We start from the raw sequence: 20,099 nt of genomic DNA, 5'->3' as shown, positions 1-20,099 counted from the left end.
GCTGGCTTCAGGACGCCACCTTAGCCGTTGAGCGCTGCCGTCTAGACGGTGTAGAAGTCTTAATCGGCTGCTGGGCTGGGGTTTTAGCTTCTTCAGTCTTGGTTTTGGTTTCCGGCTCTGGCTTTTTAGCCACAGTCCGCTTGGCCTTCGGCTTAGCCTCTTCTTCAACCGGCGTTTGCATCAAGAAGACCAGCATAGGATTGCTACGCATTTCACGACGCAACAAGCGCCGTAGTTCTACCTCAATCTGGGCCTGGAGTTTTGTCCAATCAACATCGGTTTCATTCTTCTCAAAGGTATGAATGAAATTACTCCAGCGATCGCTCAATAGAGACTGAATCGTATCCCGCGCCAGATCTTCCAACCGAGAGGGTTCAGCGGTAGACACCACACCACGAATATGAATTTCGGGGCGAGCCAGAAGTTTTCCATCCCAGCCAATCGCCGCTGCCACCGTCACCATGCCGTCTTCAGCAAGCTGTTGCCGGTCTTCCAGCACCCGTTGATGTACCACACCACTGCGGGATGCATCAACCAGTTCAATGCCCGATGGCACTTTTCCAGCTACCTGCAGGCTATCGGTGGTCAGTTCAACAATGTCGCCATTGTTAATAATCACCATATTTTCTGCCGGAACACCCATGCTTTGAGCCGTCTTACTATGCTTCACCAACATGCGATGCTCACCATGCACCGGTAGGAAAAACTTAGGACGGGTCAGCGCCAGCATCAGTTTTTGATCTTCTTGGGCACCATGGCCAGAGACGTGGATACCTTCACCTTTGCCATAAACCACCTTCGCGCCCTGAATCATCAGTTTATCGATGGTGTTGACCACAGCAATGGTGTTGCCTGGAATGGGGTTGGCAGAGAATACTACCGTATCACCCGTGCGGATTTTCACCTGACGATGCTCTTGGTTAGCAATGCGGGTCAGGGCTGCCATGGGTTCACCTTGAGAGCCCGTGGTCAGAATCAACACATTTTCGTCGGGATACTTGTTAAGACCTTTCAGGGGCACAAACAAATCATCCTCACATTTGACATAGCCAAGGTTGCGAGCATGGGCAATCACATTGAGCATCGATCGCCCCACCACTGACACCACACGTTTATGCTTCTTCGCCAGTTCCAGAATCATATTGACTCGATGAACCGATGAGGCAAAGGTGGTCACCAGTAGGCGTCCTTCTGCTTGCCCAAAAACGCGGTCAAGGTTAGGGAAAACCGATCGCTCCGATGGCGTTGCTCCCGGCACTTCGGAGTTGGTGGAATCGCTCATCAAACAGAGCACGCCTTTTTCGCCATGTTCGGCTAAGCGTTGGAAGTCAAAGTGTTCCCCATCTACGGGGGTGTAGTCAACCTTGAAGTCTCCGGTGTGAATCACCACGCCAAGGGGAGTATGAATAGCCACAGTGAAACTGTCGGCCATGGAGTGGGTGTTGCGAATATATTCCACCAAGAACGACTTACCAATGCGCACCATATCCCTAGGACGCACCGTCCGCAGTTCGGTTTGATTGGCAACTCCAGCTTCCTGCAGCTTGCCTTCCAGCAAGGCTAGGGCTAAGCGTGGGCCATAGATCACCGGAATATCAATTTGCTTGAGGTGAAACGCAATGCCGCCGATGTGGTCTTCATGACCATGGGTGACAATCATGCCCTTGATTTTGTGCCGATTTTCGCGCAGATAGGTCATATCTGGCAGCACAATATTGACACCATGCATCCCATCGGTGGGAAATGCTAGACCTGCATCAAGCAACAAAATTTCGTCGTTGATTTCGAAAACACAGGTATTTTTGCCAATTTCATGCAAACCACCAAGGGGGATGATTTTTAGTGCTTGGGAATTGTTTTGACTCATAAAGGTCCTTTTTACTAGAGAAGATTGGAATGACGTAGCAGAAAACAGGGAGGCGATCGCCCTCAGGTTGTGGAGCTAAAGGGGGTTGGACATCTCAACAAAAACATCTGAATTCTCGACCGTATAGGTAAGACATTCATGGATATGCATGGCTAGACATCAGGAAGCCACAGCGGTGCTGCAAACCTGGGAAAGTATCACACTCTATTCAATTGTTTTGAGAAGCACACCTATTCAGTTGTTCAAAACTTGGTTGCGTCCATGTCCTAGCGATGCAACGCTGGTGGCTTTAGCTTAGGCAGACAGCAACCCTAGGGGGCGCATCGTTGCCTGGAGAGCTTCAATCACCGACTCTGATGGCTCAGTCAGGGGCAGACGAGGTGTTCCAACCTGCCAACCTTGAAGCGTGAGTGCCGCTTTGACCGGGATGGGATTCGTGGCGAGGAAAAGCGCTTTGAAAAGTGGAAACAGGTCTAGATGAAGTTGAGTGGCAGACTGAATCTGTCCTTGCTCAAACTGTTGGATCATAGCCTGAAGGCGATCGCCTACTAAATGGCTGGCTACACTGACGACGCCGGTACCACCTACGGAAAGCAAAGGCAAGGTTAGGGAATCATCTCCAGAGTATATGCTGAACTCTGGCGGGGTTAGCCGTCGCACTTGGCTAACTTGATCAAGGCTACCACTGGCTTCCTTTATGGCCACAATATTGGGGATTTCCGCTAAGCGAGCCACGGTCTCCGGAAGCAGATTTTGTCCGGTGCGCCCTGGGATGTTGTAGAGCATCATCGACATCTCTGGAGCCGCTTGAGCGATCGCTTGGAAATGTTGATACAGGCCCTCTTGAGGCGGCTTGTTGTAATAGGGCACAACCTGCAAAGAGCCATCCAACCCTAGTTTAGCAGCTTGACAGGTAGCTGCGATCGCTTCCTTGGTGGAGTTTGATCCTGTTCCAGCAATAACCTTGGCTTTTCCGGCCACAGCTCGCTGAATCACCTGAAACAGTTGAAACTCTTCGTCCCACGTCAGAGTGGGCGATTCACCCGTTGTACCACAGACGACCAGGGCATCTGACCCATGATCGACGAGATGGGCAGCTAAAGCCTCAGCTACTGCATAGTCTACACTGCCATCGGATTGAAACGGCGTTACCATTGCCGTCAACACTCGTCCAAACTCTATCACACTCGATCTACTCCTCACGCCGTAGAGCTTAATTCTTGAATTCGCCGCCGCCCCAGACCCATGGGTCTCATCGTTGTTCAGGATCTTAGAGAGCCAGAATCTTACCGGGGCTAAACCATGGCGTATATCTTTCTACAGAGTAAACCACAGGTCCTCCGGTCGGGTAGTGGTTCACCTGTCCTGACTCCAGCCAGCGATCGCTTAGCGGGAGGACGACTTCAGCAGTTCACTCGGAGAAGCGGGCGATCGCACCCAGCCACGCTCCACCAGCAATTCAGCAATCTGAACCGCATTCAAAGCCGCCCCTTTGCGAATTTGATCGCCGCAGATCCATAATTCTAACCCATGGGGATGGGAGAGGTCTTGGCGAATCCGCCCCACCAGTACGTCATCCTGACCGCTAGCATCTATGGGCATGGGGAAATAGTTGGCTGACCAGTCTTCCACCAGCTTAACCCCAGGAGCCTTAGCCAGCAGCGATCGCGCTTGATCAACAGGGAAGGGTTCTGCAAATTCTAGGTTGAGCGCTTCCGAGTGGGCTCGCAGCACCGGCACCCGCACACAGGTGGCGGTAATCCGCAACTCTGGCACCCCAAAGATTTTCCGCGTTTCGTTCACCATTTTCAGCTCTTCCTGGCAATAGCCATCATCGCTCAACGGCGAATTGTGGGGAAAGAGATTGAAGGCCAGGGGATAGGGGAAAAACTCCGTAGGCGGCGTTTCCCCATTGAGAATCGCTTGGGCCTGCTGCTTCACTTCCTCCATCGCCCGCGCCCCTGCGCCACTGGCAGACTGGTAGGTAGCGGCCACAACTCGGCAAAGGGGTTTGACTTGATGCAGGGGCCAGAGAGCGACCGCCATCAAAATTGTGGTGCAGTTGGGGTTGGCAATCAGCCCTTGGTGCTGCGCTGCCGCTTCGGGATTCACCTCCGGCACCACTAGGGGCACCTGGGGATCCATGCGAAAGGCGCTGGAATTATCAATGACCACAGCTCCCGCTGCGATCGCTTGACTAGCCCATGCTTTAGTGGTCGAGGCTCCGGCTGACGCTAGGACGATATCAATGCCCTCAAAGGAGCGATCGCCCACTGCTTGCACCAGAAGGTCTTCCCCTCGAAACGAAAGGTGACTGCCCGCCGACCGAGGCGAAGCCAAGAGCCGTAGCTCAGATAGAGGAAACTGACGCTGGTCTAATAGCTCGATGAGCTCGGTACCCACCGCTCCGGTCGCGCCTAAAATGGCAACTCGATAGGATTGAGGCAAATTAAAACCCTCCGTTCACGTTGTTAACAATCCTGTTTCAATAAAAATGTGTCATCAATGTCGAGATCAACCCCAGAACTGTGGAGTGGAGTCGGCATCAGCCTGTTCCTAGGGCAACGGTGGACGTTGTGGCCCGCTGCACGCACTTGGCTCTAAGCGCTAGATCTAAACCCTGCCCTTGTACAACTGCCTAGGCGTTCTTACTCACTTGCCTAGACATGCTGCCCAGACATTAGAAAGTCTCTATAAAATTTTCTGTCGAAGCCCAGCGTAGATTCTACTATGAAATCGAATGCCTCTCACTATACCCTAAATTCCCATCTCTAGGGTCAGGCAACGGTTGCCATCTATGACACCCGCTCGTAAGTCTTGTTCCTGACGATCCTGCACGATGAAGAGATCCGGCATCAGCGCAAACCTATCGCTCCATCCTACTTTTAATGCTCCTAGCCCATGGCCGAACAAGATTCTCGCCTCAGAGCGCTTGAGATGGAACAGGAATCAGTTAATATAGCATACTGCGGCCTAGTCGGGTTCGGCTGGGTTGGGTTGGTCTTAGGTGTGATGTCTGAAACGCCCACGTGACCCCTCCATGTCCCTAATGTTCGGTTGAGATCTCCCAAGGCGACCACTCACCCTCACTCACCTTTTCGCTGCACTAAAACAAGAGAATTGCTGATGAAAGTTACCCAGGAAAAACTACCTGCCAGTCAAATTGGCTTAGAAATTGAAATTACGCCCGAAATGTCCAAACAAGCGTACGACAAAGCCATTCAAGGCTTCATGCGCTCAATCAATATTCCTGGGTTCCGTCGAGGTAAAGTGCCACGCCAGGTCTTGATTCAACGCTTAGGCGAAGGGCGAATTAAGGCGTCTGTGATTGAAGAATTGATGGAATCAGGGCTGAAGCAAGCCATTGAGCAGGAAAAGATTGAAGCGATCGGCAACTATCAGATTCGCTCATCCTTTGATGAGTTAATCCAAAGCTTTCAGCCTGGCGAAGCGTTCACCTTCTCAGCCTCCATTGACGTTGCTCCAGATGTCACCCTCAAAACCTATAAAGGACTGACCGTCACAGCCGAGGAAGTAGCGTTTGATCCTAAAACCGTCGAGGAAGCGATCGAGGGTTTCCGTACTCGGGCAGCCACCTTGGTGCCGGTGGAAAATCGCCCCACCCAATTTGGAGACCTCGCCGTCGTCGATTTCGTAGGGCGTGTACCGGCTGAAGAAGGTAGTGATGAACTCGTGGAGTTTTCTGGCGGTAGCGCCACCGATTTTCAGCTAGAGCTGCAAGAAGGACGCTTCATTGAAGGCTTCATTGATGGCATCATTGGCATGAATGTTGGAGACACAAAAGAGGTAACTGCCACATTCCCGCCAGACTATCCCCAAGAAGAATTAGCGGGGCAACCAGCGGTCTTTACGGTCACCGTCAAAGAAATTAAGGCCAGAGAACTGCCAGAACTCGATGATGACTTTGCTCAAGATGTGAGTGAATTCGAGACGATGGCAGAGTTTCAGGCGTCCATTGAAGAGTCTCATCGCAAGCGAGCAGCCGACGCAACCCAGCAGAACAAAGAGCAAGCGCTCTTGGCTGCCCTTGAAGAGCAGGTGGAGGTAGACCTACCCGAAACCCTCCTTCGGGACGAGCTCAACTTTATGCTGACCCAGACAGCTATGAACCTCAGCCAGCAAGGGTTGGATGTCAAGAAACTGTTCACGCCAGAAATCGTTGACCGGCTACGCGAACAGTCTCGCCCGGAAGCCATAACCCGTCTACGGCAAGCTTTTGCCTTGTCTAAGGTGGCTGAGGAAGAATCCATCAAGCTTGAGGAGACCGACCTGCAGGCCCGGATTGACAACATTGTGGCGGAGAATCCCGATCAGAATTTTGATATGGGACGTTTGCGAGACATGATCACGGAAGATCTGTTGCGCGAGAAAGTTCTAGGCTTTGTGGAAGAGCATGGCCAGGTTAACCTAGTGCCGGAAGGCTCGCTGGCGGTGGATGAAGCCGAGCAGGAGGCCCTAGAACTGGCCTCAGAAGCCACGGTTGAAACAGACGCTGTTGAAACAGACGCCGTCGAGGTGGCTGAGGTGACAGAAGCTGTTGAGGCTGTCGAAGCACCGGAAGAAACGGCAGAAGAAGCGACAGAAGCGATCGCTGCCCCCGATGACGCAGATACGCCCCCCGATGCAAAACCCAAGTCTAAGAAGAAGAGTAGCTCTGCTGGCAAGAAGAAATCCTAGGAGAGCTACCCTGGGCATCCTGTGGGCAACCGACGGTTGAAAGACCGTTGAGGTTGCGCCTAGATGCCATCCATTGGTTGCCATGAAGAGCTAAGCCAGCGGTCTTGCAGAGAGGTAGCTCGGTTTAAAGCGAGAAATTTCTCTGCAAGACACTAGGGGTAGCGTTCTTGTGTAATTATTTCAGCATGGAAACACTTGCAGTTTCCCCGGTGCACTGTGCTAAATTGCTGATGACCCTGAGAACGAACCTTCTTGGCATTCCGTCACAAGGGCTTGGTCAGCACAACACCCACCAGACTTGGGTGAGTTAAGGCATAATGATCGAGTGTAGGGCATGATAGTCAGTCACGTTTTACATCGCGGATGAGTACGTTCATCTAGTCGCGATCGCTCTTGAAACCAGCGATTGCGCGATGACTCTAGACTCATTCCATCACGGTTAAAACGTTAGATCTACTCAACGCTCTAGGTCATTCGGTCAAATTGTTTAGGACAACAACACAATCTTTATATGCTGGTATCTCAGTTCGTGGGTCATAGTGTTGACAATATACACCGCTCCTCAGACCTCACCTCCACAGGGTTCTCACCCGTTGGGGTTAGCGGGGTGGTGCCGATGGTGGTCGAACAATCAGGGCGGGGAGAACGAGCATTTGACATCTACTCTCGCCTATTGCGGGAACGCATCGTCTTTCTGGGCACACCGGTAGACGACGCTGTAGCCGACTCGATTGTGGCACAACTGCTCTATCTTGACGCGGAAGATCCAGAGCGAGATGTACAGCTCTACATCAACTCTCCCGGTGGTTCTGTGACGGCAGGGATGGCCATCTACGACACCATGCAGCAAATTCGTCCAGATGTTGTAACGATTTGTTTTGGGCTGGCCGCCAGCATGGGTGCATTTCTGTTATCCGGTGGAACCAAGGGGAAGCGCCTTTCGTTGCCCAGCTCTCGCATCATGATTCACCAACCGTTGGGTGGAGCCCAAGGGCAAGCGGTAGACATTGAGATCCAAGCTCGGGAGATCTTGTACCATAAGCGCAAGCTCAACGAACTCATTGCGCTGCATACCGGGCAGCCCATCGAGCGCATTGAAGACGATACTGAGCGCGACTTTTACATGTCTGCGGAAGAGGCAAAAGGCTATGGACTGATTGATGAAGTCATTTCTCGTCAGGATCTCCTGGCCTCAGGAACCACCATCACTGCTGTGAACTAAGAGGGTATTATGCCTAAGTATGACTCCCATCTAAAATGCTCGTTCTGTGGCAAATCCCAGGAGCAGGTTCGTAAACTCATTGCTGGGCCAGGGGTCTATATTTGCGATGAATGTGTTGACCTATGCAATGAAATCTTAGATGAGGAGTTATACGACTCCAGTTCCACGGTTCCCCAACCAACCCCTCGTCGAGAGCAACGCACCGAAAAACGCCCAGTGCGCGCGTCATCGGTATCCCTAAGTCAAATTCCTAAGCCTCAGGAAATTAAAAACCATCTGGATGCCCATGTCATTGGTCAGGATCAGGCGAAAAAGATTCTGTCCGTGGCGGTGTACAACCACTATAAGCGTCTTAGCTACGAGCAAAGCATGACGCTGGGCGGCACCCGACGAGATGACTCCATCCAGCTTCAGAAGTCTAATATTCTGCTGATTGGCCCCACGGGTTGCGGTAAAACGCTCCTGGCCCAAACCTTGGCAGAACTTCTAGATGTGCCCTTTGCCGTAGCAGATGCAACAACGCTGACGGAAGCCGGGTATGTGGGGGAAGATGTGGAAAACATTCTGCTACGCCTGCTGCAGGTCGCGGATCTGGACGTAGAAGAAGCCCAGCGCGGCATCATCTACGTGGATGAAATCGACAAGATTGCTCGCAAGAGCGAAAACCCTTCCATTACCCGAGATGTGTCTGGGGAAGGCGTGCAGCAAGCGTTGCTGAAAATGCTAGAGGGTACGGTGGCTAATGTGCCTCCCCAAGGCGGCCGCAAGCACCCCTATCAAGACTGCATTCAGATTGACACTACGAACATTCTGTTCATCTGCGGTGGAGCGTTTGTGGGACTCGACAAGGCGGTCGAGCAGCGCATTGGTAAGCGTTCCATGGGCTTTGTCCAACCCACCGATAATCAGCAGTTGCGCGAGCGGCGGGCTTCAGAAGTGCTGAAGCATGTTGAACCCGATGACATGGTCAAGTTTGGCATGATTCCTGAGTTCATCGGTCGGGTGCCGGTGATGGCGGTGGTGGATCCCCTCGATGAGGAAGCCCTCACAGAGATTTTGACCGAGCCACGCAATGCGCTGGTGAAGCAGTATCAAAAACTGCTGAAGATGGATAACGTCACCCTGGAATTTAAACCCGATGCCGTGCGGGCGATCGCTCGGGAAGCCTATCGTCGGAAGACTGGAGCTCGGGCTCTGCGGGGTATTGTTGAGGAGCTGATGCTAGAAATCATGTATGAGCTGCCCTCTCGGAAAGACGTGACCCGCTGTGTGATTACTCGGGAGATGGTGGAAAAACGCTCAACGGCTGAGCTGCTGGTGCATCCATCATCCTTGCCTAAGCCTGAATCTGCTTAAGGGCTACTGAGCCTGTTGTGCATCATTTACTAAACTAAGTCCATGCCCTATCAAGCCGTTCGTGGTGTTGACCATTACTATGAGTGGATCACGGCGGGCGATCGCCCCCAACCATCAGGATCAAAGCCCGTGATGGTGTTCCTCCACGGCTGGGCTGGGTCGGGGCGCTATTGGCGAACCACGGCACAGGCCTTAACGCCCCACTTCGATTGTCTGCTCTACGATATGCGAGGCTTTGGGCGATCGCTCCTGCCTGTGCCACCGCCAGCGGATCTGATCGACGACTATGAACTAGACAGCTATGCTGATGATTTGGCGATGCTCCTAGAGGCCCTGGGGCTATCGCGTCCGGTGTATCTCAATGCCCATTCCATGGGGGCTTCTGTGGCGACTCTGTTTCTCAACCGCCATGGGGATTGGGTCAAAGAAGCGGTGTTAACCTGTAGCGGCATTTTTGACTACGACAAGCAGGCCTTTGAAGCGTTTTATCGCTTTGGCGGGTATGTGGTGAGCTTTCGCCCAGCATGGCTAGGACAGATTCCCCTAGCCCACCGTATGTTCATGGCTCGATTTTTGCATCGCTCCATTCCTAGCCACGAAAGCCAGTCATTTCTCAACGACTTTCTGATGGCGGACTATGCAGCGGCCATGGGTACCATCTACACCTCGGTGAGCAAAGCTGCCACCGAGGTGATGCCCCGTGAGTTTGCCCAACTGAAGACGCGTACTCTGCTGATCTCGGGGCAGTATGATCAGATTATTCCAGCCGATATGGGGCAAAAAGCGGCGGCCCTGAGTCCCCATGTGACGCAGGTGGTGATTCCCCGCACCTCCCACTTTCCCATGCTGGAAGATGCCAACACCTATCTACAAGTGCTGTCTGCCTTCCTGGAATTGGGCGATCGCACCCCGGCTCCGGTCTAAGCCACCTTGACCTAAGTGCTCACGTTTAAGGCAGCCGCTGTCATCCGATCTTGCCCGTTTATTGTCACCTAGAAGGACACCTCCCATGATGAACGTCACCACCAAGCTGCTGGCCCTTCTGGCAGCGATCGCCATCTGGGGCGTGAGTTTGCCTGCTTGGGCAGACTGGAGCACACCGCTCTCCTTTAGCAACGCTGACCTCACCCAACAGGATTTCTCGGGGCAGAGTTTGCAGGCGGCGGAGCTGTCCAATGCCAACCTAGAGCTTACCGATTTTTCAAACGCTGACCTGCGGGGAGCTGTGTTGAGCGCCTCGGTGCTGACCAAAACCAATCTGCATGGGGCAGACTTGACCAATGCCATGGCAGATCAGTCCAAGTTCTTTGATACCGACTTGAGTGATGCCGTACTAGTGGAATCCATCTTGCTAGGCTCTACCTTCGAGCAGGTGGATATCACCGGGGCAGACTTTAGTGATGCTATCCTAGATCGGCTGCAGGTCAAGGATTTTTGCGCCTACGCTACGGGCACCAATCCAACCACCGGCATCAAAACCCGCGACTCCTTGGGTTGCCGGTAGACCATCTGCCGTTTTCCCTAGCCTATGGATATCCCTACAATGCGATCGCCCCACTCTACCTCTTCTGCCACCTCCTCTCCTCCGGTTTATCAGGTTGGGGTGATTGGGGGAGGGCAGCTTGCCTGGATGATGGAGCGAGGGGCAAGGGCCTTAGACCTGGGCCTACGCGTTCAGACCCCCCAGCCGACGGATCCAGCGGTGGCGATCGCTCGGGGCGTGGTCTATGGAGCCATTGATGATGCTGAGGCCACGGCTCGGCTCGCGCAGCAATGTCAGGTGATTACCTTTGAGAATGAGTTCATTGATCTAGCCGCGTTGACGGCCCTAGAGCAGCAGGGCATCCTGTTTCGTCCCTCTCTGGCCGCCCTCACACCCCTGTTAGACAAGTACGATCAGCGGCGCTACCTGCGAGAGCATGGTCTACCCACACCAGACTTTGTTGCCTTGCCCCAGGTTGTGACACCGGACGATCTCCTGCAGTTGGGTCTACCGGTCGTCCTCAAAGCTCGGCGACATGGCTATGACGGCCAGGGTACGAAAATTTTGCGCGATCGCTCCCAGGTATCCAAGGCCCTGGATTTGATTCAACAATCCCAAACCGACTGGATGCTGGAGACCTTTATTCCCTTCCAGCGGGAGTTAGCCATTATGGTGGCCCGTTCGGTGACCGGAGAGGTGGTGACCTATCCTGTGGTGGAAACTCAGCAGGTGGATCAAATTTGTCGGCGGGTGTTGGCGGTGGGAGATCTCCCCGAAGCCGTGGTGCAGCAAGCCGTAGCGATCGCCTGCCAGCTCATGACCAGCCTAGAAATGGTGGGGATCATGGGCATTGAACTGTTCCTAACCGCCGACCAGCAGATTGTGGTGAATGAAACCGCACCCCGCACCCACAATTCCGGTCACTACAGCCTGGATGCCTGCCAAACTTCCCAGTTTGAACAGCACCTGCGGGCCGTAGCCGGGCTGCCCTTAGGCGATGCGTCCCTCACGGTGCCGGGGGCTGTCATGGTCAACCTACTCGGCACAGACATCCCCGAGGCAGCCTATGCCGATCGGCTGCGATCGCTCTCCGCCCTACCCCAGTCTCGGCTCTACTGGTATACCAAAGCCCCTCGCCCTGGACGAAAGCTAGGCCATATCACGGCAACCTGCCCACAAACCACGCCAGAGGAGCGTCGAGCCTATGCCAACGACCTCATTCAGCGCGTCGAAGCCATATGGTATGCACCCTAGAGTTGATTGTTGGGGCTTATTTCTCGGTGAGTGTCCAAGAGCCATCCCAATCCTCGGACGGCGGCTTCAGCAACCACTTCTGGCAGCGATCGAGGTGGAGCACCGATGATTTGTCCGTTTTGTCAGCTTCCAGCGCCATACCAAACTCACCCATGGCCTGGGCAAACTGACGGTCGAGGTAATACTTCCGACCCTTTTCATAATGCTCCATCACCCGCTGCTTCACCTCCGGGATCGGATCGTTGCGCATTCCCACCAGTTCGTAGATCACAACCGGCTTGGTCTTGCCCTTGACGGTGATGTAGTCCAGCTCGCGCACCACAACGCGATCGGCACAGGGGCGGTAGGTGGTTTCGCTAATAACAATATCCGTGCCATAGAGCTTACTAGCCGCCTCCAAGCGTGACCCAAGGTTGACCCCATCACCGATCGCCGTAAACTCCATGCGTTTACTAGAGCCAATGTTGCCGCTAATCACGCTGTCGGAGTTGACGCCAATACCAATCCGGATCGGCACTTGACCAGCATCCACGCGCTCTTCATTAAACAGGGCTAACCGCCGCCGCATTTCTAAAGCCGTTTGCACCGCCATCCATTCATGGTCTTGCAGGGGTAGGGGCGATCCATACACCGCCATAATCGCATCGCCAATGTACTTATCGAGGGTGCCCTTGTAGGTAAACACCGCATCTACCATAGCTTCGAAGTACTTATTGAGCATCTCCACCACTTCCTCTGCCTGCAGGCTTTCGGTGATGGTGGTGTAGCTGCGAATATCGGAAAACAGGACGCTGACTTCCTTGCGATCGCCCCCCATTTTGGCCGCATCAGGATTTTCCATGAGCTGCTCGGCCAACTCCTGGGTCATATAGCGATACATGGTGCTTTTCAGGCGCTTTTCATCGCTGATGTCATCCATGACCACCAGGGCTCCCGACACGCGATCGCGATCGGCGGCATCGGCAATGGTATTAATCGACAGGTTGACACTGTGAAACTCTTCTCCATGAACAGGATGGAGCGTCTGGTCAGGATAGTACTGCTGGCGATCCTTCAGCTCATGGGGCACCAGGGCTCCTCGAAACCAGCGGGAAAAGTCAGCCTTTTCAATGGTGATCAAGTCCACCACCGATCGCCCTTCGATGGACACCGATTGGTCTAGCCCCAAAAGTTCCAAGGCGCTTTCGTTGGCGGCAATCACCTTGCCTTCCTTGTCCGTGGAAATGACACCATTGGAGAGCGATCGCAAAATGTCCCGCTGCATCTGCTCCTGCTGCTTCACCATGGCAAACAGCTTGGCATTGTGCAACGCCACCCCTGCTTGAATGTTGAAGGTTTCCATAAATTCTTGGTCATTGCGGTTGAAGCTAGCCCGCCAACATTCCGGCGCGTCGGGCCAGTTGGCGGCATCGTAGGGGGGTAAGTCAGCCTGCTTCTTCTTGTTGACCAACTGGGTCACCCCAATCAACTCCCCATCTGGATTCCACACCGGCATACAGAGCAGGCTACAGGTGCGATAGCCGTTTTGCTGATCAAACTTCTTAGAAACTTCTGAATCAGGATGGGTGTAGAGATCAAAGGGAATGTTCAGCACTTCGCCGGTTTCCGCCACATGCCCCGCAAAGCCAACGCCCACCGGCACCCGAAATTCCTTCAAGGAGCCATCCGCCTGGGAAATTTTCGTCCATAGCTCATGGCGATCGCGATCGAGGAGCCAGAGGGTACTGCGATCGGCATTCATCAGCAGCTTGGCTTCATCCATCACCCGTTTCAGGGTGTCGTCGAGATCCAAACTGCTCTTGCTGAGGGATTCCGTTGCTTTGATCAGAGCATTGGCAGCCCGCTGCCGCTGAGTCGCCACGTAGAATGACTGGGATGATTTGAGAATGAGACGAATAGAGGCACTAAATTCCCTAAACAGATCTTCATCCCCTGTGGTGAAGCCCACCTGATCAATCCGGTCACTCAGGGGATGACCCGGTTCACAATTGGGCCGGAGCTTGTTCATCATTTGCACCACTGCCACCAGTTCTGGCTCACCGTCACTGTCGGGATGCTGTTCATCCAGCAGGGGCATGGCTAGCATGGTGTAGGTGCGATAGCCGGTTTTTTCGTACTGGATGCGGGCTTGCTCCGATCGCGGATCATCAAAAAAGTCAAAGGGAATATTCACCACCTGCCGCATCATGGCCACTTCCCCAGCAATGCCCTTGTCCGCAGGAATGCGGATTTCTAGGGTTCCCTGGCCCTCTCCCTTAGCCACGATGGAATACAGTTCGTCTTTCTCCTTATCAAGCAGGAAAATGCTAACCCGATCGGCATTCAGGAGCTCAGCGGTTTTGTAGGTAATGGAGCTGAGCATTTCCTCCAAAATAGCTTCAAACCCCTGCACCTCCAGCATGGAGAGGGTATCGTTGACCACCCGTAGCTTTTGCTCGACGTCGGTGACCACCCGACGGAAGGTGTCTTGGGTGAGAGGAGCCAGAAACGAGGTGAAGGATCCCTTGGTGGTGGTCAGTGCTGAACCGGAACCCAACTGGGGATCATCTGACCCTTGCCCTGGATCAATGACGGACGCACTTACGCCTGCGGCTGCCTGCACCGTAGCAACTTGTGATTCCACGTCTGTCGTCAAGGCAGCATGGTCTTCGACGACCGTGGTCGTGATCACTTGGGAGGTTACGTCATAGTCAGCGCTCCGAGACGTTCCCCGATTGGGAGTTCCGTCGTTATCTCGATTAGATAGATGCGGAGATGAAGGGGTCATGACAGTTGGTGGGGTAGTGTAGATACGGCAATCGATCTCGCAGGGGTGCATCCAATAGCTATCTCTGGCGATCGCACCCTGAATGTTGAGCGGTGGTAACCCATGGGCTCATAAGCTATAGCCCTAAATCATGGCAGAGCACCTGAACCTAGGATGGTTGAGCTAGCATCCTAGCCCTCAGACTCCGTAGAGGTTTCCAACCTATGAGACGTCAGACGAGGGAACAAGGTGCTGGAGTGAGACGAGCTGGCTTCGTGGGGGTGGTTCAGCACAGACACCGGACGGAGAAACTGAGGGTATGGAGTCGAGCTAGAGCGATCAAGAGTCAAAAGGGGTGTGGCAACTCGGCGATCGCATCAACAACCTGACCTTTTTCTCCATAGCCTACACCATTCGTATTAAGGATTCATTAGAATCTATCCTGCAAGCAAGTCTGGGTGGTTTATGCGCGCATCTGTAACGTAACGCTAAAGAATGATGGGTCGTGCTGAGTCATGTTCACTCGTTTCTCTGAATTGTAGACTAAGGGGGAGAACTTACATTGCCCATCGTGAACCTCTGTCTAGACGATTGGGTTTGAGATTAGGTTTGAAATTTCGTCGTGAAGGCCGCGATCGCCAAGCAAATCCAGCCGGCTAAAAAGGCCACGCCGCCGATGGGGGTGATGATCCCCAGCCAAAGAATATTGCTAAAGCTGAGCAGATATAGGCTACCGGAGAAGAGCACAATCCCGCCCAGCAACAGCGACCCTGCCACAATGAGCAGCACCTGACCCGACTGAGCCCGCCCCAGCAAGATGCCAATCAACAGCAGGGCCAGCGCATGATACATCTGATAGCGCACCCCAGTTTCGAAAATCTCTAGGGCGCGATCGCTCACCTGGGGGCGGAGAGCATGGGAGGCAAAGGCTCCTCCAGCCACATCAAGGGCAGCTAAGATCGCGGCGATCGCGACGAACACTCGACTCATAACGGTTGCAAGACCTCCGTTGAGGATAGTGGGTGCTGGAAACCGGCTAGTCCACCACAATGCTGACGGTTGCGCCAACGGCTTCCAAACGGCTGCGAAACTCTTGGGCAAGGGGCAACGACAGCTTCGTTTTCACCAAGGCAGGGGTTTCTTTCGCCAGGGCTTTCACATCGCTCCAGCTCAGCCCCGTAAGCTTTTGCAAAACCCGGATCACCTGCCGGCGATGGATATCGGGAATCGCCATGATCAGGACGCTGTAGGTCACCTCAACACCGGACAGCGCGGCTGGATAGTCGCCCAGATCAAAACAATAGGTGAGCCCTCCTGAGTCATCCACATCAAAGGTGGCGTTAAACTCTCGGGCGCGATCGCTCAGGTAGGCTTTAGCATCACTACCAGAGAGGTGGGACTGCATGGAAAACGTCAGAACATTCACCCGCCCCTGACTCAGCCGAAGACTTTCGAAAAAGATCGATCGCAGCCGGCGGTCTTGAGCGGTTTGAGCCGTTTGCTGGAGCGATCGCCCTAGCCATGCCGCCCCCGCTAGGGGAGCCATCCCCAAGAGCAGAAAGGCAGCCAGCAGCTCTTGGCGTTCAGCAGGGGGGAGATTGGGCTCTCGCCAGCGCTGTAGCGACAGCACCGTACTTGTGAGGCCCAGGGTGAGCAGCAGGGCGATCGCCAGTTGTTGTATGCGCAGGCGAGACAGCATCGACAGCATCAGGATTGGTGGCAGGAACCTGTCCACATTTTACAGGGAGTTGATTCTAGGAGGTTGATTCTAGGACTTGGATGGAAAGCGTGGCTTGCGCGGCGGGCGATGGCGGATCGGCCCCATGAGTTGATTCAGCCGCCGCAGTTGTTCTTCCGTGCCCATGCAAATTAACAGGTCTCCAGCTTGCAGCGCCGTATCAGCCGTGGGCCCGGGCACCAAGGTTTGATCGGCCCGTTTAATCGCTAGCACCAAAGCTCCAGACTGCGATCGCAACTGGGCTTGATGGAGGGTGAGACCGATACAGGGACAGTGTTCCGGTTCCAAAAGAAACTCTTCCAGGTAGAACGATCGCTCAGAACCCGTCAAAATACCGTCCACAAAATCCATCACCTGGGGACGGAGGGCCGCTGCCGCCATGCGCTTACCGCCGGTAATATAGGGCGAAATCACCGCATCTGCGCCACCCCGCTGTAGCTTTTTCAGAGCCTCTGCTGTGTTTGCACGAGCGATCGCCCGAATGTTCGGGTTCAGCGTCTTGGCCGACAGGATGGTGTAGAGATTTTCCGCATCGGAGGGGAGGGCCGCCACTAAACAAGCCGCCTGTTGGATGCCAGCCTGCATGAGCGTTTCATCCAACGTAGCATCAGCTTGAATGGTGATATAGGCTTCTGCACCTCGCTCCATCAACGCCTCCGCACTGGCATCAATCACCACAAAATCAATATTTTCCGCGGCAAACTCCAGGGCCACCTGCTGCCCCGTGCGCCCAAATCCGCAAATGATGTAGTGCTGGGAAAGAGTGTCGATCAAACGCTGTTGGCTCCGCCGTCGCAGTCTTTCCTGAAAATACCCGCGAATGATCGCTTCTGTAAATCGATTGGCGATGTAGGCAATGCTCACCACTCCCATGAAAATTAGAGAAATGGTGAAGATGCGCCCCTGATCGCTCAAGGGCTGAATTTCTGAGAACCCTACGGTCGCTAGGGTGATCACGGTCATATAGGCGGCATCTAGCCAGCGCCATCCCTCGATCACCCGATAGCCCACGGTGCCGACGACCGTCACCCCAAAAAATAATAGTAACCCCAAGGCCAGTTCGTTATGGAGTCGCTGATCCTCTTGCATAAACCGCGACGGCACAGCCCTATATCCTCTACGTTGGCGAAAGGACCTCCGAGACAGCATAGCAAGTCATGGTTCTAACCGGTGCGATCGCCCCAGAGACCAACCAGAACCCCAGCAAAAACCAACGCCAGCAGGTTCAACTTGTGATAGCCCATCGGCTCAAGGGTCAAGCCAGCAGGGTTGCTCTAGACTGACCAGCGATCGCCATCACGACATAGACGTCACAGCATAGAGAAGATCCCTGGACAACAATAGACAATGCAGATTGGTGAATTTCAGTCAAGAGACTTCTATGTCGAAATGTTGCAGACTTGCGAATAGTGTGTTAAATTTTATGACATAAGGATTCGCGCTAGACAAAGGATTTACAACCATGGAAAACCAAGACACCAAGTTTGGCTTCACGAAGTTTGCAGAAACCTGGAATGGCCGCCTTGCCATGATGGGCTTTGTGATTGGTCTCGCAACTGAACTATTGACCGGTCAAGGCATCCTCACTCAAATTGGCTTGATGTAATAACCCAGCCTCAGAGCACGAAAGGGAGCGATCGCTCCCTTTTTTGTGTCTATATAGCCCTCAACGGTGTTGACCCTTACCAGCCCGTTGAGGAGTTTGAAACGCGATCGCCCCTCGTATTGCCCAAAACGGCAGGCTAGGGGCGATCGCTTTTTTGCAACATTTGGCACGCTGTCAGGCAAATTGCATCGATACCATAAAAAAAACCTTTGTTCCAGCCCGTAAATCCAAAAACGTTGTTTACTCTGATGGAAGGCAGCGCCGATGGCCGCTTGCTCATCGGTGGAGTTCTCATAGGTCGTCTTGTCTGACTAGATGGTTTAGACGACCCGATTCAGACTAGCTGGAATCATCGTCTCCCTGAGGGCGATCGCCCATGTAGACAAGAGTAAAACACCCGATATCTAGACGGTGGATCTTCCTGCTCAATCCAGACATGGTGTCAGCCTTGCCGCTGCGCCGGATGGGGGCTACCCCCGTTCAGGTTCCATGTCAACGTCACACTCCTGTTCATCACGTCCTCACGCAGAGCTTGCCTCAATGCTTTAACCGGCAGAGTTGAGGTTCTAGCACACACACAGTATGTTGTTCAGCACTTGCAGAACGGTCTAAAAATTCTATGGCACAGAGCTTTGGTTTAATCGGCTTAGCCGTTATGGGCGAAAACTTAGCCCTCAATGTCGAGCGCAACGGCTTTTCAATCGCCGTCTACAATCGCTCCTCCGACAAAACAGAGGCCTTCATGGCCAACCGCGCCCAGGGCAAAAATGTTCAGGCCACCTATTCCTTGGAAGAGTTTGTCCAAGCCCTAGAGCGTCCCCGGAAAATCCTGATCATGGTGAAAGCTGGCGGCCCTGTGGATGCAGTGATTGATCAACTCAAGCCACTTTTGGATGAGGGGGACATGATCATTGATGGCGGCAACTCGCTGTATACCGACACCGATCGCCGCGTAGAGTCCCTAGAAGCTGCAGGACTACAGTTTATTGGCATGGGCGTCAGCGGTGGCGAAGAAGGTGCTCTCAACGGCCCCAGCTTGATGCCAGGGGGCAGCAAAGCCGCCTACAGCGAAATCGAGCCCATCATGACCAAGATTGCTGCCCAGGTCGATGATGGCCCCTGCGTCACCTACATCGGTCAAGGCGGAGCCGGGCACTACGTCAAAATGGTGCACAACGGCATTGAATATGGCGACATGCAGCTCATTGCAGAAGCCTACGATATCCTCAAAAGCACCGCTGGACTCACCCACACCCAGCTCCATGAGGTGTTTACCGACTGGAACACGACGGATGAACTCAACTCCTTCCTCGTGGAAATCACCGCCGACATTTTCACCCAGATGGATGAGGATACAGGGCTGCCCTTGGTGGAACTGATCAAAGATGCGGCAGGGCAAAAGGGTACCGGCCGCTGGACGGTGGTCAGCGCGCTGGAATTGGGCGTCAGCATTCCCACGATTACAGCGGCCGTGAATGCTCGGATCATGTCGTCTATCAAAGATGAGCGGATGGCGGCCGCCCAGCAGCTTACGGGGCCAACCGGCAAGTATGACGGCGACGTGGCAGCCTTGATCGACAAGGTGCGCGATGCCCTCTATTGCTCCAAGATTTGCTCCTATGCCCAAGGGATGGCGCTCTTAAGTACGGCATCACGGGAATTTGGCTATGACTTGAACTTGAGCGAAACCGCCCGCATTTGGAAAGGCGGCTGCATCATTCGGGCAGGCTTCTTGAACAAGATCACCAAAGCCTTCAAGGATGATCCCAACTTGCCCAACTTGCTGTTAGCACCAGAATTCAAACAAACGATTCTGGATCGCCAGGAAGCATGGCGTGAGGTGATTGGTCTGGCAGCACGGTTGGGTATTGCCGTGCCGGCCTTTAGCGCCTCCCTCGACTATTTCGACAGCTATCGCCGCGATCGCCTCCCCCAAAACCTCACCCAGGCCCAGCGCGACTACTTCGGTGCCCACACCTTTGAGCGCACGGATAAGCCAGGGGTCTTCCACGCCAACTGGTTCTAAGCGATCGCTGCTGGATCCCCTGAGAGGCGTCTGATGACCATCCTCAGGGATGTAGCGACCCCATTAGCATCTTGATTAGCATCCCGCCCCCCATCCTAGGGGG

15 protein-coding genes and 1 pseudogene are annotated in these 20,099 nt (G+C 53.9%); 8 read left to right on the top strand and 8 right to left on the bottom strand.

Annotated features, from left to right (window positions below; genetic code table 11):
* Window positions 1–7 precede the first annotated feature (7 nt).
* From JUJ53_RS06750 to JUJ53_RS06740, 3 genes are all read right to left on the bottom strand, one after another.
* Window positions 8–1,867 carry a ribonuclease J gene (locus JUJ53_RS06750; protein ID WP_204151209.1) on the bottom strand — a complete coding sequence of 620 codons (1,860 nt, stop codon included), beginning with the start codon at window positions 1,865–1,867 and terminating at the stop codon, window positions 8–10.
* 294 nt (window positions 1,868–2,161) lie between these two features.
* Window positions 2,162–3,052 (bottom strand): 4-hydroxy-tetrahydrodipicolinate synthase, encoded by an 891-nt coding sequence (gene dapA / locus JUJ53_RS06745; protein WP_204151208.1) that lies wholly within the window; start codon window positions 3,050–3,052, stop codon window positions 2,162–2,164.
* A 201-nt stretch (window positions 3,053–3,253) separates the two neighbouring features.
* Complete coding sequence (locus JUJ53_RS06740; protein WP_204151207.1) at window positions 3,254–4,315, bottom strand: aspartate-semialdehyde dehydrogenase; 1,062 nt, start codon at window positions 4,313–4,315, stop codon at window positions 3,254–3,256.
* A 678-nt stretch (window positions 4,316–4,993) separates the two neighbouring features.
* Between JUJ53_RS06740 and tig the strand changes: the two are divergent.
* The 6 genes and pseudogenes from tig to JUJ53_RS06710 form a co-directional block, all read left to right on the top strand.
* Window positions 4,994–6,373, top strand: a pseudogene (tig, locus tag JUJ53_RS06735) (trigger factor); the annotation flags it as partial.
* Window positions 6,374–7,076: 703 nt separating this feature from the next.
* The gene (clpP, locus tag JUJ53_RS06730) at window positions 7,077–7,787 is read left to right on the top strand and encodes an ATP-dependent Clp endopeptidase proteolytic subunit ClpP (RefSeq protein ID WP_275415732.1); all 711 of its coding nucleotides are present in this window, start codon (window positions 7,077–7,079) and stop codon (window positions 7,785–7,787) included.
* Window positions 7,788–7,796: 9 nt separating this feature from the next.
* On the top strand, window positions 7,797–9,143 hold the full coding sequence (clpX, locus tag JUJ53_RS06725) for an ATP-dependent protease ATP-binding subunit ClpX (RefSeq protein WP_204151205.1): 1,347 nt from the start codon (window positions 7,797–7,799) through the stop codon (window positions 9,141–9,143).
* Window positions 9,144–9,185: 42 nt separating this feature from the next.
* Complete coding sequence (locus JUJ53_RS06720; RefSeq protein ID WP_204151204.1) at window positions 9,186–10,067, top strand: alpha/beta hydrolase; 882 nt, start codon at window positions 9,186–9,188, stop codon at window positions 10,065–10,067.
* Window positions 10,068–10,155: 88 nt separating this feature from the next.
* The gene (locus JUJ53_RS06715) at window positions 10,156–10,647 is read left to right on the top strand and encodes a pentapeptide repeat-containing protein (protein WP_343327904.1); all 492 of its coding nucleotides are present in this window, start codon (window positions 10,156–10,158) and stop codon (window positions 10,645–10,647) included.
* 24 nt (window positions 10,648–10,671) lie between these two features.
* On the top strand, window positions 10,672–11,880 hold the full coding sequence (locus tag JUJ53_RS06710) for a 5-(carboxyamino)imidazole ribonucleotide synthase (RefSeq protein WP_239124821.1): 1,209 nt from the start codon (window positions 10,672–10,674) through the stop codon (window positions 11,878–11,880).
* Between the two features lie 16 nt (window positions 11,881–11,896).
* Here JUJ53_RS06710 and JUJ53_RS06705 read toward each other — a convergent pair whose 3' ends face one another.
* The 4 genes from JUJ53_RS06705 to JUJ53_RS06690 form a co-directional block, all read right to left on the bottom strand.
* A complete protein-coding gene (locus tag JUJ53_RS06705; protein ID WP_204151202.1) occupies window positions 11,897–14,647 on the bottom strand; it encodes an adenylate/guanylate cyclase domain-containing protein in 2,751 nt (916 codons plus the stop codon).
* A gap of 582 nt (window positions 14,648–15,229) precedes the next feature.
* The gene (locus tag JUJ53_RS06700; RefSeq protein ID WP_204151201.1) at window positions 15,230–15,616 is read right to left on the bottom strand and encodes a DUF423 domain-containing protein; all 387 of its coding nucleotides are present in this window, start codon (window positions 15,614–15,616) and stop codon (window positions 15,230–15,232) included.
* Window positions 15,617–15,662: 46 nt separating this feature from the next.
* The gene (locus JUJ53_RS06695; RefSeq protein ID WP_204151200.1) at window positions 15,663–16,325 is read right to left on the bottom strand and encodes a ribosomal protein L7/L12; all 663 of its coding nucleotides are present in this window, start codon (window positions 16,323–16,325) and stop codon (window positions 15,663–15,665) included.
* Window positions 16,326–16,394: 69 nt separating this feature from the next.
* Entirely contained in the window at window positions 16,395–17,453 is a 1,059-nt protein-coding gene (locus tag JUJ53_RS06690; protein WP_204151240.1) for a potassium channel protein, read from the bottom strand.
* A 373-nt stretch (window positions 17,454–17,826) separates the two neighbouring features.
* On the opposite strand from JUJ53_RS06690, the gene JUJ53_RS06685 reads away from it, so the two are divergent.
* Window positions 17,827–17,970, top strand: coding sequence for a chlorophyll a/b-binding protein (locus JUJ53_RS06685; protein WP_204151199.1), 144 nt, complete (start codon window positions 17,827–17,829; stop codon window positions 17,968–17,970).
* Here JUJ53_RS06685 and JUJ53_RS06680 read toward each other — a convergent pair.
* Complete coding sequence (locus JUJ53_RS06680; RefSeq protein WP_204151198.1) at window positions 17,952–18,140, bottom strand: hypothetical protein; 189 nt, start codon at window positions 18,138–18,140, stop codon at window positions 17,952–17,954. The genes JUJ53_RS06685 and JUJ53_RS06680 overlap by 19 nt on opposite strands.
* Window positions 18,141–18,589: 449 nt before the next feature.
* Here JUJ53_RS06680 and gnd point away from each other — a divergent pair, with 449 nt between their 5' ends.
* Entirely contained in the window at window positions 18,590–19,996 is a 1,407-nt protein-coding gene (gene gnd, locus JUJ53_RS06675) for a decarboxylating NADP(+)-dependent phosphogluconate dehydrogenase (protein ID WP_204151197.1), read from the top strand.
* The last annotated feature ends 103 nt before the right edge of the window (window positions 19,997–20,099 follow it).

This window comes from Leptolyngbya sp. CCY15150, assembly GCF_016888135.1.
Classification (GTDB): domain Bacteria; phylum Cyanobacteriota; class Cyanobacteriia; order RECH01; family RECH01; genus RECH01.
This window is presented reverse-complemented; position numbering and strand designations above follow the sequence as displayed.